The following is a 12,296-nucleotide window of genomic DNA, read 5'->3' on the forward strand; positions in this document are numbered from 1 at the left end:
TCAGTGCCCCTTGAACGTTTGATGCAGGGTAGCAACGAAGGCCTCGGGCTCATATTCGTAGCCCATGTGGTCGCCGGGGAAAGTCACCGGCGCGACGCCCAGTTTCCGGGCGAGAGCCTCGCCCACGTCGTGGATCATCTGCCCCCGGGATTGCTCGCCCAGACCGATGACGATGCGGGGCGCGCCCGAGGTCAGGGCGGCGACGTCCGGGCGGTAAAGCGACAGCGGCATCATGCCGTGGGCCAGCCAGTATTCGAAATTCCCGCTGACCCGCGCGAAGGTTTCCGCCGCCTCGGGCGGCATGTCGCCGAAGTCCGGCGGCCCCTGTTCATCGCCTGACCCGTCTTCGAGGGCGTGCATCGAGAAGAATTTCGTCATCGCCGCATCGACGCCGTCCCGGCGCCAGGTGTCGTGGATATCCTGATCCGCCGCCAGCGCATCGGACGGATCGTCCAGCATCATGATCGCGGGCGGTTCATGCGTCACCAGGGCGCGGACGCGGGCCGGATGGCGGGCCGCGAGGTTGAGGCCGATCTGGGCGCCGCCGCTGGTTCCGAACACAAGGGCCGGGCCGTGGCCCAACACCTCGATCAGGCGGGCGGCGTCGTCGCCTTGAACGTCGAGTTGCAGCTCTTCCGCCGGTCCGTCGAACGGGCTGCGCGAGTTGCCTCGGGGATCCCACGCGACCACCGTATAGCGATCAGCCAGACGATCGGCGACGCCGGCGAACACCCCGGCGTCCTGGGGACCGCCCGGGATGATCAGCAGCAGCGGACCCTGCCCCCTGACCTCGTAGTAGAGCGTCGCGCCGGGAACTTTCAGGGTTGAGGACAGGGTTGGTGGGGCCATGACTGCGGGTCCTGGAGACGGGACTGGGGGGTGCGGCGCGGGCGGGCGGCCTGGGGCCTTCCCTGAAAGGTTTGCAAAGAACTAGACTGTCCAGTACTATCCGTCAATCCGGAGCGGCTCGGGCAGGTTGACCGGCCGCCGGCGAAGGTGCTTCAGCAGATCCATGGCGATAATGGCGACGACGAACCCTACCACCGAAACTCCGGATGGCCCGCGCTCGGCGCGCAAGCACGCGGCCATTCTGGAAGCCGCGACGGAGGTGTTCCTGCGGGACGGCTATCCGGGCGCCAGCATGGACGAGATCGCCACCCTGTCGGCGGTGTCCAAACAGACGATCTACAAGCATTTCGGAAGCAAGGAAGCGCTGTTCCTTGCGATCGTCACCAGCATGACGAACGCGGCCGGCGACACGGTTCACAACCAGATCGAAGACCTCGGGCCGGACGAAGACCTGACGGACTATCTGCGAGCCTACGCCTACAGGCAGTTGTCCGTCGTGCTGACGCCCCGCCTGATGCAGCTGCGACGTCTCGTCATCGCCGAGGTCGGACGTTTTCCGGACCTGGCCAAAGCGCTGCACGATCATGGACCCAAGCGAGCGGTGGGCCTGCTGGCCGCGATGATCGAGCGACTGGCCAAACGCGGTCTGCTGACCGTCGACGATCCGGTCGTGGCGGCCACGCAATTCAACTGGCTGGTCATGTCCGCGGCGCTGAACGCCGCCATGCTGCTGGGCGACCGGGGCATACCCAAGCCCGCCGAACTGCGGCGTCAGGCCGAAGAAGGCGTGCGGGTGTTCCTGGCGGCATACGGGCGACGGTAGGGCGTCTCCCTCCCCCTTATGGGGAGGGACGATCGCGGCCTTACAGCCCCAGCTTCGCCTTCAGGATGTCATTCACCGCGGCCGGGTTGGCCTTGCCGCCGGTGGCCTTCATGACCTGACCGACAAACCAGCCGAGGGCCTGGGGCTTTTCGGCGACGGCGGCGGCCTTGTCGGGATTGGCGGCGATGATGTCGTCGATGGCTTTCTCGATCGCGCCGGTGTCGGTGACCTGTTTCAGGCCGCGCTTCTCGACCACATCGGCGGGCGAGCCTTCGCCGTTCCAGACGTGGTCGAAGACTTCCTTGGCGATCTTCGACGAGATGACGCCGGTTTCGATCAGCTCGACCAGCTGGGCGACATGGGCGGCCGGGAGGGTGTTCTCCGAGAAATCCTTGCCCTCGGCGGTCAGGCGGGCGGAGACCTCGTTGGTGACCCAGTTGGACACCAGCTTTGCATCCCTGCCCTTGGCGGCGGCTTCGAAATAGTCGGCCTTGGCCCTTTCCGAGATCAGGACCACGGCGTCGTATTGCGACAGGCCGTAGTCGGCCATCAGGCGGCGGCGCTTCTCGTCGGGCAACTCCGGCAGCGAGGCCTTGATGTCGTCGATCCAGGCCTGCTCCAGCTCGAGCGGCAGCAGGTCGGGGTCGGGGAAGTAGCGATAGTCCATCGCCTCTTCCTTGGACCGCATCGAACGGGTCTCGCCGGCCGTCGGGTCGTAGAGGCGGGTCTCCTGGTCGATCTTGCCGCCGTCCTCGAGGATCTCGATCTGGCGCCGGGCCTCGTAGTTGATGGCCTGGGAGATGAAGCGGAACGAGTTGACGTTCTTGATCTCGCAGCGCGTGCCCAGATGGCTGAAGTCGCCGGTCGCCTTGTACTTCGCGTACTGGCCCTCGCGGCAGACCGAGACGTTGACGTCGGCGCGCAGATTGCCCTTCTCCATGTCGCCGTCGCAGGTGCCGAGATAGATCAGGATGGTGCGGATCTTCTTGACGTAGGCGACCGCCTCTTCCGGCGAGCGGATGTCCGGGCGGGAGACGATCTCCATCAGGGCCGTGCCGGCGCGGTTCAGGTCGACATAGGACTCGGTCGGCGACAGGTCGTGGATCAGCTTGCCCGCGTCCTGTTCCAGATGCAGGCGCTCGATGCCGACATTGAAGAAGGAGCCGTCCTCGGCCTCGACCTCGACGACGCCCTCGCCGACGATCGGGAAGTAGAGCTGGCTGATCTGATAGCCGGTCGGCAGGTCGGGGTAGAAATAGTTCTTGCGGTCGAACTGGCTGCGTTTGTTGATCCGCGCATTGAGGCCCAGGCCGGTGCGCACGGCCTGTTCGACGCAGTATTTGTTCAGCGTCGGCAGCATGCCGGGAAAGCCGGCGTCGACCAGCGAGACCTGCTCGTTCGGACCGGCGCCGAAGCCGACGGCGGCGCCCGAGAACAGCTTGGCCTTCGACGCCACCTGGGCGTGGATCTCCAGCCCCATGACGATTTCCCAGGGGCCGGTGCGGCCCTGGATGAGTTTGGAGGAGGTGGCGGTGGTGTCAGTCATGGTCGGTATCTAGGACGGCGCGGCTTCGGAATGAAGCGCTTTTGAATCCCCTCTCCCATCGGGAGAGGGAGGGGCCCGTCGACATCGTCGACGGGAGGGTGTGGGGTTACGGCGCCGGCCAGCTTCGCATGGCCGCGAATGGCGGCGAGGACGGTTGGCAGGGAGCCCAGTACCTGATCGTTGGTGAAACGCAGGACGGACCAGCCCAGAATCTCAATCTCCTGCTGGCGGTGATAGTCGTAGAGTTGCTGATCGTCCTCGTCGTGAATCCTGCCGTCCAGTTCGATGACCAGCTTCAAGGACTCGCAAGCGAAGTCGGCGAAGTAGCGATCGATTGGGTGCTGGCGGCGGAAGCGGAGGCCGTCGAGCCGGGAGGCGCGCAGGTATTGCCATAGAATGGCCTCCGCGCGGGTCTGACGCTTGCGCAGGTCGCGGGCGCGGGCGGTTTGAGTCTCGGGCGTCATGCAGCGTAACCCCACACCCTCCCACGCCTTCGGCGCGGGCCCCTCCCTCTCCCTCAGGGAGAGGGTTTCAGAACTTCACCACCACTTCTCCGGCTTGGCCACAAACCCCGCCGCGTCTTCCAGGGCGCTGGCGACCTGGAAGACGGTCGCCTCGTCCAGCGCCTTGCCGATGACCTGGAGGCCGAGCGGCAGGCCGCCCTTGTCGAGGCCGGCGGGCACCGAGATGCCCGGCAGGCCGGCGAGGTTGGCGGTGACGGTGAAGATGTCGTTCAGATACATCTGCAGCGGATCGATCTGCCTGTCGCCGATCGCAAAGGCCGCCGACGGGGTGGACGGCGTCAGGATGGCGTCGACCTTGTCCCAGACGGCGTCGAAATCCATGGCGATGCGGCGGCGGACCTTGAGGGCCCGGACGTAGTAGGCGTCGTAGAATCCGGCCGACAGGACATAGGCTCCGATGGTCAGGCGGCGCTGGACCTCCTTGCCGAAGCCCTCGGCGCGGCTGGTCTCGTAGAGGTCGGTCAGGGACGTCGTCCCCTCGGCGCGGTGGCCGAAGCGCATGCCGTCGTAGCGGGCCAGGTTGGACGAGGCCTCGGCCGGGGCGATGATGTAATAGGCCGGCAGGGCGTATTTCGTATGCGGCAGGCTGATCTCGACGATCTCAGCGCCGCCGGCCTTGAGCCAGGCCACGCCCTGGTCCCACAGGGCCTGGATCTCGGCGGGCATGCCGTCGACGACGTATTCCTTCGGCACGCCGATGCGCAGGCCCTTGACACCCTTGTTCAGGGACTGGGTCCAGTCAGGCGTCTCGACATCGAGGCTGGTCGAGTCCTTGACGTCGAACGAGCACATGGAGCGCAGCAGGATGGCGGCGTCCTCGACCGTTTTGGTGATCGGACCGGCCTGGTCCAGCGAACTGGCGAAGGCGACCATGCCGAAGCGGCTGGCGCGGCCGTAGGTGGGCTTGATCCCGACCGTGCCGGTAAAGGCGGCGGGCTGGCGGATCGAGCCGCCGGTGTCGGAGGCGGTGGCGGCCAGGCAGAGGTCGCCGGCGACGGCCGAGGCCGAGCCGCCAGAGCTACCGCCCGGGGTCAGGTCGGCGTTGGAAGCCGTTGATTTCCATGGGTTCACGACCGGACCGAAGGCGCTGGTCTCGTTCGACGAGCCCATCGCGAACTCGTCCATGTTGAGCTTGCCCAGCATGACCGCACCGTCGCGCCACAGGTTGGCGGTGACGGTCGACTCATAGGGCGGGACGAAGCCGCGCAGCATGTTGGAGCCGGCGGTGGTCTGGACGCCGTCGGTGCAGAACAGGTCCTTGATCCCCAGCGGCGCGCCTTCAAGGGCGCCGCCCTGCCCCTTGGCCAGCCGGGCGTCGGAGGCGCGGGCCATGGCGAGGGCCTTGTCCGTGGTCTGGACGATGAAGGCGTTGAGGCGCGGATTGGCGGCGTCGATATTGGCGACGAAGGCTTTCGTGATCTCCTCGGAGGAGAAGTCGCGGGCCTTGAGGCCGTCGAGAGCGGCCTTGAGAGTGAGTTTGGTGAGGTCGGACATTCTATTCGACCACCTTGGGCACGACGAAGAAGCCGTCGGCGGAGCGCGGGGCGTTGCCGAGCACGTCGGCGACCTTGTTCCCGTCGGTGACGACGTCGTCGCGCAGGCGCATGGGCTGGGCCACGTTCGAGGTCATGGGCTCGACGCCGGCGACGTCGACCTCGTTCAGCTGCTCGATCCAGGCGAGGATTCCGTTCAGTTCCTGGGCGAGCGGCTCCAGCCGGTCTTCAGGGGTCTTGATACGGGCGAGGTGCGCCACGCGGCGCACGGTCGCGGCGTCGATGGCCATGCGGCCCTCCAGCAACGAAACGGAAGGGGCGGGAATAGCGGGCCGGGTCCCGAATCTCAAGAACGGCGCGCGATTACCGTGATCCAGTCGGCCTCCCGGCCCTGGAAGAGCGATCGCCAGTCCACGGCGAGGCCGTGTCGCGCCAGACAATCGGTCATGTCGGCCTCGCGCCAGCGCACGACCTGATAGGTCCCTTCGGACGCGACCGTCGCGTGCTCGCCCTCGCCTTCCTGGAAGGACATCAGAAGCGTTCCGCCCGGCCGGAGCGCTTTCGCCATCCGGCCGATCACGGCGTCGACCAGCTCGCGGCCGATGTGCTGAACGACATAGAGGGCCACCAGGCCGTCCCATGGGCCGCCCAGATCGCCGGTGATCAGGTCCAGCCGGTCGACGACCCGCCCGCGTTCGCTCTGGAACCCGATAAAGCCCTCTGACAGGTCGGTCCGCCTGACCTGCAATCCCATGGCCTCCAACCGATCAGCGTCCCAGCCGGGTCCCGATGCGACCTCCAGCACCCGGCCGCCGGGGCCGACTGCCGCGACCAGGCGTTCGAGGGCCTCGACATGCGCGGGAGTCGGCGCGTGGTCGGTCTCGACCGCATAGCTTTCGGCGCAGGCGTCATAGCCGGCGACCGTCGCCCGGTTGCGGGCCAGTTCGTCGGTCGCGATCACCGGGCGGGTGTGACGGTCACTGTGGCCGGGGCCGAGCCGTCGGCCACCGCCGCCCAGCCGACGATGACGCGGCGGGTCCGGCTTCCAATGGTGGTCGTGGCCGGGTCCATGACGCTTTCCCTGATCTCAAGATCGACACGGCCCGGGGCTTCCGACAGGACGCGGTATTCGAGGAAATCGCCCAGGCGGAAGACGCGCCAGCCTTCGGCCGGGCTCTGGAAGAAGGCCAGGTGGGTGTAGAGGCCGTTCATGGCCGGATCGCCGCCGGCCGTGCCGAACAGCTTGGCGGTCAGGGCGCCCTGGAGTTTCAGCTCGTCGAGGCTGACCACGGAGGCGGTCTGCTGGAGGTCGGGCGCGGTTTCGGGCTGCAGCGTGGCGGCGGGCCCGGAGGCGGTCAGGGGCGTGGCGGCGGGCCCGGAGGCGGTCAGGGGCGTGGCGGCCGGCGCGGTCTCGGGGCCGCGTTCGGCGGCGGGCACCTCGGCCTTACGGCTCTCGACCTGGGTGTCGCAGGCGGTGAGCGTCGCCAGGGCGACGAGGAAGGTGACTGGCTTCATCAGATGTTCCCCCATCAACGATAGCCGACCTTGCACTTTGACAGGACGGCTCGCCAGTCCTACCGCCAAGCCGTGACAGTTCTAACGCTCGAAGACCTCGCCGCCTCGACCCCGCCCGGCACGCCGTGGCTGGGGCTGGACCTCGGCGAGAAGACGATCGGCGTGGCCGCCTCGGACGCGACCCGCATGATCGCCAGCCCGCTGTCGCTGATCCGCAAGACGAAATTCACCGACGACGCCCATGCGGTGCTGAAGCTGATGGACGGTCGCAAGGCGTCCGGGCTGGTCATCGGCCTGCCGCTGAACATGGACGGGACCGAGGGGCCGCGGGCGCAGTCGTGCCGGGCCTTCGCCCGCAATCTGCAGCGCATCCGCGCCGTGCCCTGCGCCTTCCAGGATGAGCGGCTGTCGACCAGCGCGGTCGAGCGGTTCCTGATCGGGGAACTGGACCTGAGCCGCAAGCGCCGCGCCGATGTGGTCGACCGCACCGCCGCCGCCTGGATCCTGCAGGGCGCGCTGGACCGGTTGAGGGATCAGGCCGCGCGATGAGCGGCCTGCTTACCGGGATCGTTCCCGTCTTCGCCATGATCGCCCTCGGCTGGGGGCTGAAGAAGCGCGACTTCCTGGCCGATGACGGCTGGCGGGCGGTCGAGCGCCTGACCTATTTCGTCTTCTATCCGACCTTTCTGATCCCGGCTGTCTGGCGCGCCGACTTCGCCGGCGGCGCGGCGGGGCCCGTGGCGATGGCCACGGTCGGCGTCGCCCTGACCGTCGCCCTGCTGACGGTGCTGGCCAAGCCGTTGATGCGGATCAATGATCCGGCCTTCACCAGCGTGTTTCAGGGCGTCATCCGCTGGAACGGTTTCGTCTTCCTGCCGGTAGCGGGGGCTATGTTCGGGCCGACGGGACTGGGCGTCGCGGCGGTGGCGTTCGGGGTGCTGGCCCCGACGTTGAACGTGGTTTGCGTGCTGGTGCTGGCGCGCTGGGGCGCGGGCCAGGGCGGTGGATGGCCGCTGGCGCTGTCGTCACTGGCCAGGAACCCGATCATCTGGGCCTGCGGGATCGGAGCGGCGCTCAATCTGACAGGTGTTCCGAAACCCGAGCTGCTGATGGCGACGTTGGACCTGATGGGACCCGGCGCCATCGCCCTGGGGCTGATCACCGCCGGGGCCGGATTGAGTTTCCGTTACGCCGCGTCGCGCCCCGTGCTGATGCTGGCGGTGACGGCGGTCAAGCTGATCGTCCTGCCGCTGGCCATGTACTGGCTGACCGGGGTGTTGGGTGGAGACCGGATGGCGCAGGGGCTGGCGCTGCTGGCCGGGGCGTCGCCGGGGGCGGCGGCCTCCTATGTCATGGCGCGGCAAATGGGCGGCGACGCGCCCCTGATGGCCGGGGTGGTGGCCCTGACGACCGTGGTCAGCGCCTTCACCATCCCGATCCTGCTGATGGTGTTCGGATATATCTGAGCACGCGGCGTCTTCCGTTCCGGCTGACTCGGCCCTATAGCCGGGCCTCGATGAGCCAGCCCGCCGCACTCACCGATCTGATTCTCGAGCGGCTGGCGCCGTTCCCGCGCAGCCATTTCCTGTCGGCGGGCGATCTCAACGCCGCCACCACCCCGCCGCTGCTGGATCTGGCCGACGCCTTCGTCGATTTCAACCGGCAATCCTCCAAGTCGCTGGACCTGATGCGCGGGCGCACGGTCATGAACCTGTTCTTCGAGAACTCGACCCGCACCAGCGCCTCGTTCGAGATCGCCGCCAAACGGTTGGGGGCCGACGTGACGGCGCTGTCGCCGCGCACCTCATCCGTGGCCAAGGGCGAGACCCTGATCGACACGGCGACGACGCTCAACGCCATGAAGCCGGACGTGCTGGTAGTGCGCCACGGCGCCTCGGGCGCAGCCGCGCTGCTGGCGCAGAAGGTGGGCTGCGCGGTGGTCAACGCGGGCGACGGGCGGCATGAGCATCCGACCCAGGCGCTGCTGGACCTGCTGAGCCTGCGCCGGGCCTTTGGCGACGTCGGCGGGCTGACGGTCGCCATCTGCGGCGACATCGCCCACAGCCGGGTGGCGCGATCGAATGTGTCGATGCTGTCGATGATGGGCGCGCGGGTGCGGCTGATCGGGCCGCCGACCCTGGTGCCCGGCGACGCCGACCGCTGGGGCTGCGAGGTCTTCCACGACATGCGCGAGGGCCTGAAGGGCTGCGACGTGGTGATGATGCTGCGCCTGCAGCTTGAGCGGATGGAGGGGGCGCTGGTGCCGTCCACCCGCGAGTATTTCCGTTTCTGGGGTCTGGACCGCGAGAAGCTGGCCTGGGCCAATCCGGGGGCGAAGGTGATGCATCCCGGGCCGATGAACCGGGGCGTGGAGATCGACTCCGATGTGGCCGACGACCTGACGGTGTCGCTGATCCAGGATCAGGTCGAGATGGGCGTGGCGGCGCGCATGGCGGTGCTGGCGGCCCTGTCAGCGCGGCTGGACGGAGCGGCGGCATGACTTCGTTCGCCCTCGTCAATGCGCGGCTGCTGGACCCCGCGACAGACTATGACGGCGCCGGCTCGGTCCTGGTCGAGGACGGCCGCATCACCGAGGTCATCCACGGGACCGGCGCGGTCGCGCCCGAGGGTATGACTGTGATCGACGCTGGCGGCCTGTGCCTGTCGCCCGGTCTGATCGATATCCGGGTCAAGACCGGCGAACCGGGGGCCGAACCCCGGGAGACACTGAAGTCGGCCAGCCTGTCGGCGGCGGCGGGAGGCGTGACCACCATCGTCATTCAGCCCGATACGGATCCGGCGCTGGACGATCCGGCGATGATAGAATTCATCCAGCGGCGCGGCGCGGCGCTGGGCCTCGTCAACGTCCGCGTGGCCGGGGCGGCGACCAAGGCGCGCGACGGCGTCCGCATGGCCGAGATCGGCCTGATGGACGAGGCCGGCGCCCTGTATTTCACGGACGTCGATCACGTCATCGCCAACACCCGCACCCTGCAGCGGGTGATGAGCTACGCCGCCGCCTTCAACGCCCTGATCTCCTGCCGTCCGGCCGAGCCATGGCTGAGCGAAGGCGCGGTGGCGACCTCGGGCGAGCTGGCGACGCGGCTGGGCCTGGCCTCGGCGCCGGCCATCGCCGAACGCATCCAGCTGGAGCGCGACCTGGGCCTGGTCGAACAGACGGGCGCGCGCTTCCTGGTCGACCAGATCTCGACCGAGGGCGCGCTCGAGACGCTGGCGCGGGCCCGGGCGAAGGGGCTGGAGGTCGCCGCCTCGGTGTCGATCAACCACCTGTGCTTCAACGAGATCGACATCGGCGACTATCGCACCTTCTACCGGCTGGACCCGCCGCTGCGCCCGGAGAGCGACCGGCGGGCGCTGATCGAGGCGGTGCGCGAGGGCCTGATCGACGCCATCACCAGCGCCCACGCCCCCGCCCCCGCCGAGGACAAGCGCCGGCCGTTCGCAGAGGCGACGCCGGGCGCGGTCGGGCTGGAGACCCTGCTGGCGGCCGCCCTGTCGCTGCACCATGAGGACGGGCTAGACCTGCTCGACGTCCTGCGGCCGCTGACGCATGGGCCGGCGACCCTGCTGGGTCTGGAGGCGGGCGTTCTGGCGGCCGGCGCACCCGCGGACCTGACCCTGTTCGACCCCGGCGCGCCGATCGTGGTCGACGCGAACGCGCTGAAATCGAAATCCAAGAACTCCCCCTTCGACGGACGCCGTCTGCAAGGCCGGGTGTTGCTTACGGTCGTCGGCGGCCGCATCGTCCACGACGCACGCTAAGAGGGAGCGAATCACTTGCAGGATCTTGTCGGACCCGCTCTGGGGACGCTCGCCCTCGTCGCGGTCGGCGGCTATCTGCTGGGCTCCGTTCCGTTCGGGGTGATCCTGACGCGCCTGATGACGGGCGAGGATGTGCGCAGCATCGGCTCGGGCAATATCGGCGCGACCAATGTGCTGAGGACCGGCCGCAAGGATCTGGCCTTCGCCACCCTGATTCTGGACGCCGGCAAGGGAGCCGCCGCCTATCTGGTCGCCCAGGCCCTGTTCCCCGGCGTGCCGGCGCTGGCGGCCATCGCCGGCGGCGCGGCCTTCCTCGGCCATCTTTTCCCCGTCTGGCTGGGGTTCAGGGGCGGCAAGGGGGTGGCGACCTTCTTCGGCCTGCTGCTGGCCGCGGCCTGGCCGCTGGGTCTGCTGGCGGGGGCGACGTGGCTGCTGGTGGCGGCCCTGTTCCGGATGTCGTCGCTGGCGGCCCTGCTCGCCGCGGCCGCCGCGCCGATCTACGCAGTGCTGCCGCTGGCCGCCCTGGGCCTGCCGGCCCCGGCGCCGGTCGCGGCCCTGGCGCTGTTCACCGCCGTCCTGATCTGGATCCGCCACCATGAGAACATCGCCCGGCTGCTGAAGGGGGCTGAACCCCGCATCGGCGCCAAAAAGGGGTGAGCCCCCCGCCGCCCCTGTCGGAGGCGGAGCGATTCGCGCGGCTGAGGCTGGCGCGCACCGATCGGGTCGGCCCGGTCACCTTCCGCCAGCTTCTGGACCGGTACGAAACGGCGGAGCGCGCGCTGGAGGCCCTGCCTGAGCTTGTGCGGCGCGCCGGGGGTCGGGGCGACGGCCCGCCGCCTGTCGATCAGATTGAAGCGGAATACGCGGCGGGCGACCGGATCGGCGCCCAGCTGATCGTGCTGGGGGACGCCGCCTATCCCGAACCGCTCGCGGCGACGGACCCGTCGCCGCCCGTGTTGTGGACCCTCGGCGACGTCAGCTTGATGAGCCGGCCCTGCATCGCGGTGGTCGGCGCGCGCATCGCCTCGGCGGGCGGCCAGCGGATCGCGCGGGGGCTGGCGCAGCAGCTGGGCGAGGCCGGCCATGTCGTGGTTTCCGGTCTGGCCCGCGGCATCGACGGGGCCGCGCACGCGGGGGGCCTGCCGACCGGCACCGTGGCCGTGCTGGGCGGCGGAGTGGACGACGTCTATCCGCCGGACAACGCCGACCTGTACCGCCAGATTGTCGAACAGGGCTGCATCGTGTCCGAAAGCCCGGTCGGAGCGCGGGCCCAGGCGAAGGACTTTCCGCGCCGCAACCGCATCATCTCGGGCCTGTCGCGCGGGGTGATCGTGGTCGAGGCCGAGCTGCGGTCCGGTTCGCTGATCACCGCGCGGCTGGCGGCGGAACAGGGGCGCGATGTCTTCGCCGTGCCGGGCTCGCCCCTGGACCCCCGCTCGCGCGGGCCCAACGAGCTGCTGCGGCAGGGCGCGATCCTGTGCGAGGGGCTTGAGGATGTGGAACGCGCCTTCTCGACCCTGCGCACCCTGCGGGAGCCGGGACCCGACAATCTGTTTCGAGGAGCGCCGGACGAGGTCGACCAGGCGCTGATCGAAAGGGTCGCGGACCTGCTGTCCCCGACGCCGACACCCCGCGATGAGCTGGCCCGGGCGGCCAAGGCTCCGATCGGCGCGGTCGCCGCGGCCCTGCTGGAGCTGAGTCTGGCGGGCCGGGCCACCCTGTTGCCGGGCGGTCTGGCGTCGCTTTGAGCCTGCCGATTTTCA

General features: G+C 69.0%; 14 protein-coding genes. 7 read left to right on the top strand and 7 right to left on the bottom strand.

Annotation, left to right across the window (positions count from 1 at the left end):
• Positions 1-849: an alpha/beta hydrolase gene (locus PSV23_RS05780; RefSeq protein WP_300466808.1), complete on the bottom strand. Its 849-nt coding sequence runs from the start codon at positions 847-849 to the stop codon at positions 1-3.
• Positions 850-1,021: 172 nt separating this feature from the next.
• Between PSV23_RS05780 and PSV23_RS05785 the strand changes: the two genes are divergently transcribed.
• Complete coding sequence (locus PSV23_RS05785; RefSeq protein ID WP_300466810.1) at positions 1,022-1,672, top strand: TetR/AcrR family transcriptional regulator; 651 nt, start codon at positions 1,022-1,024, stop codon at positions 1,670-1,672.
• A gap of 40 nt (positions 1,673-1,712) precedes the next feature.
• Here PSV23_RS05785 and gatB read toward each other — a convergent pair whose 3' ends face one another.
• The 6 genes from gatB to PSV23_RS05815 all read right to left on the bottom strand — a co-directional run bounded on the left by gatB (position 1,713) and on the right by PSV23_RS05815 (position 6,750).
• Positions 1,713-3,218, bottom strand: coding sequence for an Asp-tRNA(Asn)/Glu-tRNA(Gln) amidotransferase subunit GatB (gatB, locus tag PSV23_RS05790; RefSeq protein ID WP_300466812.1), 1,506 nt, complete (start codon positions 3,216-3,218; stop codon positions 1,713-1,715).
• Positions 3,215-3,682 (bottom strand): DUF559 domain-containing protein, encoded by a 468-nt coding sequence (locus PSV23_RS05795; protein WP_366524220.1) that lies wholly within the window; start codon positions 3,680-3,682, stop codon positions 3,215-3,217. Before PSV23_RS05795 ends, gatB begins: the two co-directional genes overlap by 4 nt.
• Positions 3,683-3,757: 75 nt before the next feature.
• Positions 3,758-5,236, bottom strand: coding sequence for an Asp-tRNA(Asn)/Glu-tRNA(Gln) amidotransferase subunit GatA (gene gatA / locus PSV23_RS05800; RefSeq protein ID WP_300466814.1), 1,479 nt, complete (start codon positions 5,234-5,236; stop codon positions 3,758-3,760).
• 1 nt (position 5,237) lies between these two features.
• Positions 5,238-5,525, bottom strand: a complete 288-nt coding sequence (gene gatC / locus PSV23_RS05805; protein ID WP_300466816.1) for an Asp-tRNA(Asn)/Glu-tRNA(Gln) amidotransferase subunit GatC — start codon at positions 5,523-5,525, stop codon at positions 5,238-5,240.
• A 56-nt stretch (positions 5,526-5,581) separates the two neighbouring features.
• Positions 5,582-6,196, bottom strand: coding sequence for a methyltransferase (locus tag PSV23_RS05810; RefSeq protein WP_300466818.1), 615 nt, complete (start codon positions 6,194-6,196; stop codon positions 5,582-5,584).
• Positions 6,193-6,750, bottom strand: a complete 558-nt coding sequence (locus tag PSV23_RS05815; protein WP_300466820.1) for a hypothetical protein — start codon at positions 6,748-6,750, stop codon at positions 6,193-6,195. Before PSV23_RS05815 ends, PSV23_RS05810 begins: the two co-directional genes overlap by 4 nt.
• Positions 6,751-6,822: 72 nt before the next feature.
• Here PSV23_RS05815 and ruvX point away from each other — a divergent pair, with 72 nt between their 5' ends.
• From ruvX to dprA, 6 genes are read left to right on the top strand one after another with little or no spacing between them, the layout of a single operon-like run.
• Positions 6,823-7,299 carry a Holliday junction resolvase RuvX gene (ruvX, locus tag PSV23_RS05820; protein WP_300466822.1) on the top strand — a complete coding sequence of 159 codons (477 nt, stop codon included), beginning with the start codon at positions 6,823-6,825 and terminating at the stop codon, positions 7,297-7,299.
• Positions 7,296-8,216 carry an AEC family transporter gene (locus PSV23_RS05825; protein ID WP_300466824.1) on the top strand — a complete coding sequence of 307 codons (921 nt, stop codon included), beginning with the start codon at positions 7,296-7,298 and terminating at the stop codon, positions 8,214-8,216. Before ruvX ends, PSV23_RS05825 begins: the two co-directional genes overlap by 4 nt.
• A 50-nt stretch (positions 8,217-8,266) precedes the next feature.
• Positions 8,267-9,250 (top strand): aspartate carbamoyltransferase catalytic subunit, encoded by a 984-nt coding sequence (locus tag PSV23_RS05830; protein ID WP_300466826.1) that lies wholly within the window; start codon positions 8,267-8,269, stop codon positions 9,248-9,250.
• Complete coding sequence (gene pyrC / locus PSV23_RS05835) at positions 9,247-10,533, top strand: dihydroorotase (protein ID WP_300466828.1); 1,287 nt, start codon at positions 9,247-9,249, stop codon at positions 10,531-10,533. Before PSV23_RS05830 ends, pyrC begins: the two co-directional genes overlap by 4 nt.
• A 15-nt stretch (positions 10,534-10,548) precedes the next feature.
• Positions 10,549-11,190 (top strand): glycerol-3-phosphate 1-O-acyltransferase PlsY, encoded by a 642-nt coding sequence (gene plsY, locus PSV23_RS05840; RefSeq protein WP_300466830.1) that lies wholly within the window; start codon positions 10,549-10,551, stop codon positions 11,188-11,190.
• A complete protein-coding gene (gene dprA / locus PSV23_RS05845) occupies positions 11,187-12,281 on the top strand; it encodes a DNA-processing protein DprA (RefSeq protein ID WP_300466832.1) in 1,095 nt (364 codons plus the stop codon). Before plsY ends, dprA begins: the two co-directional genes overlap by 4 nt.
• Positions 12,282-12,296 lie beyond the last annotated feature (15 nt).

Source organism: Brevundimonas sp. (genome assembly GCF_029946145.1).
Lineage (GTDB): Bacteria > Pseudomonadota > Alphaproteobacteria > Caulobacterales > Caulobacteraceae > Brevundimonas.

What these genes read in the sequence shown, in the direction of transcription:
- PSV23_RS05830 (WP_300466826.1), top strand. Translation starts at nt 8,267, where the DNA reads ATGAGCCAGCCCGCCGCACTCACCGATCTGATTCTCGAGCGGCTGGCG.
- gatB (WP_300466812.1), bottom strand. Translation starts at nt 3,218, where the DNA reads ATGACTGACACCACCGCCACCTCCTCCAAACTCATCCAGGGCCGCACC.
- PSV23_RS05825 (WP_300466824.1), top strand. Translation starts at nt 7,296, where the DNA reads ATGAGCGGCCTGCTTACCGGGATCGTTCCCGTCTTCGCCATGATCGCC.
- PSV23_RS05780 (WP_300466808.1), bottom strand. Translation starts at nt 849, where the DNA reads ATGGCCCCACCAACCCTGTCCTCAACCCTGAAAGTTCCCGGCGCGACG.
- gatA (WP_300466814.1), bottom strand. Translation starts at nt 5,236, where the DNA reads ATGTCCGACCTCACCAAACTCACTCTCAAGGCCGCTCTCGACGGCCTC.
- PSV23_RS05815 (WP_300466820.1), bottom strand. Translation starts at nt 6,750, where the DNA reads ATGAAGCCAGTCACCTTCCTCGTCGCCCTGGCGACGCTCACCGCCTGC.
- pyrC (WP_300466828.1), top strand. Translation starts at nt 9,247, where the DNA reads ATGACTTCGTTCGCCCTCGTCAATGCGCGGCTGCTGGACCCCGCGACA.
- PSV23_RS05795 (WP_366524220.1), bottom strand. Translation starts at nt 3,682, where the DNA reads ATGACGCCCGAGACTCAAACCGCCCGCGCCCGCGACCTGCGCAAGCGT.
- PSV23_RS05785 (WP_300466810.1), top strand. Translation starts at nt 1,022, where the DNA reads ATGGCGACGACGAACCCTACCACCGAAACTCCGGATGGCCCGCGCTCG.
- gatC (WP_300466816.1), bottom strand. Translation starts at nt 5,525, where the DNA reads ATGGCCATCGACGCCGCGACCGTGCGCCGCGTGGCGCACCTCGCCCGT.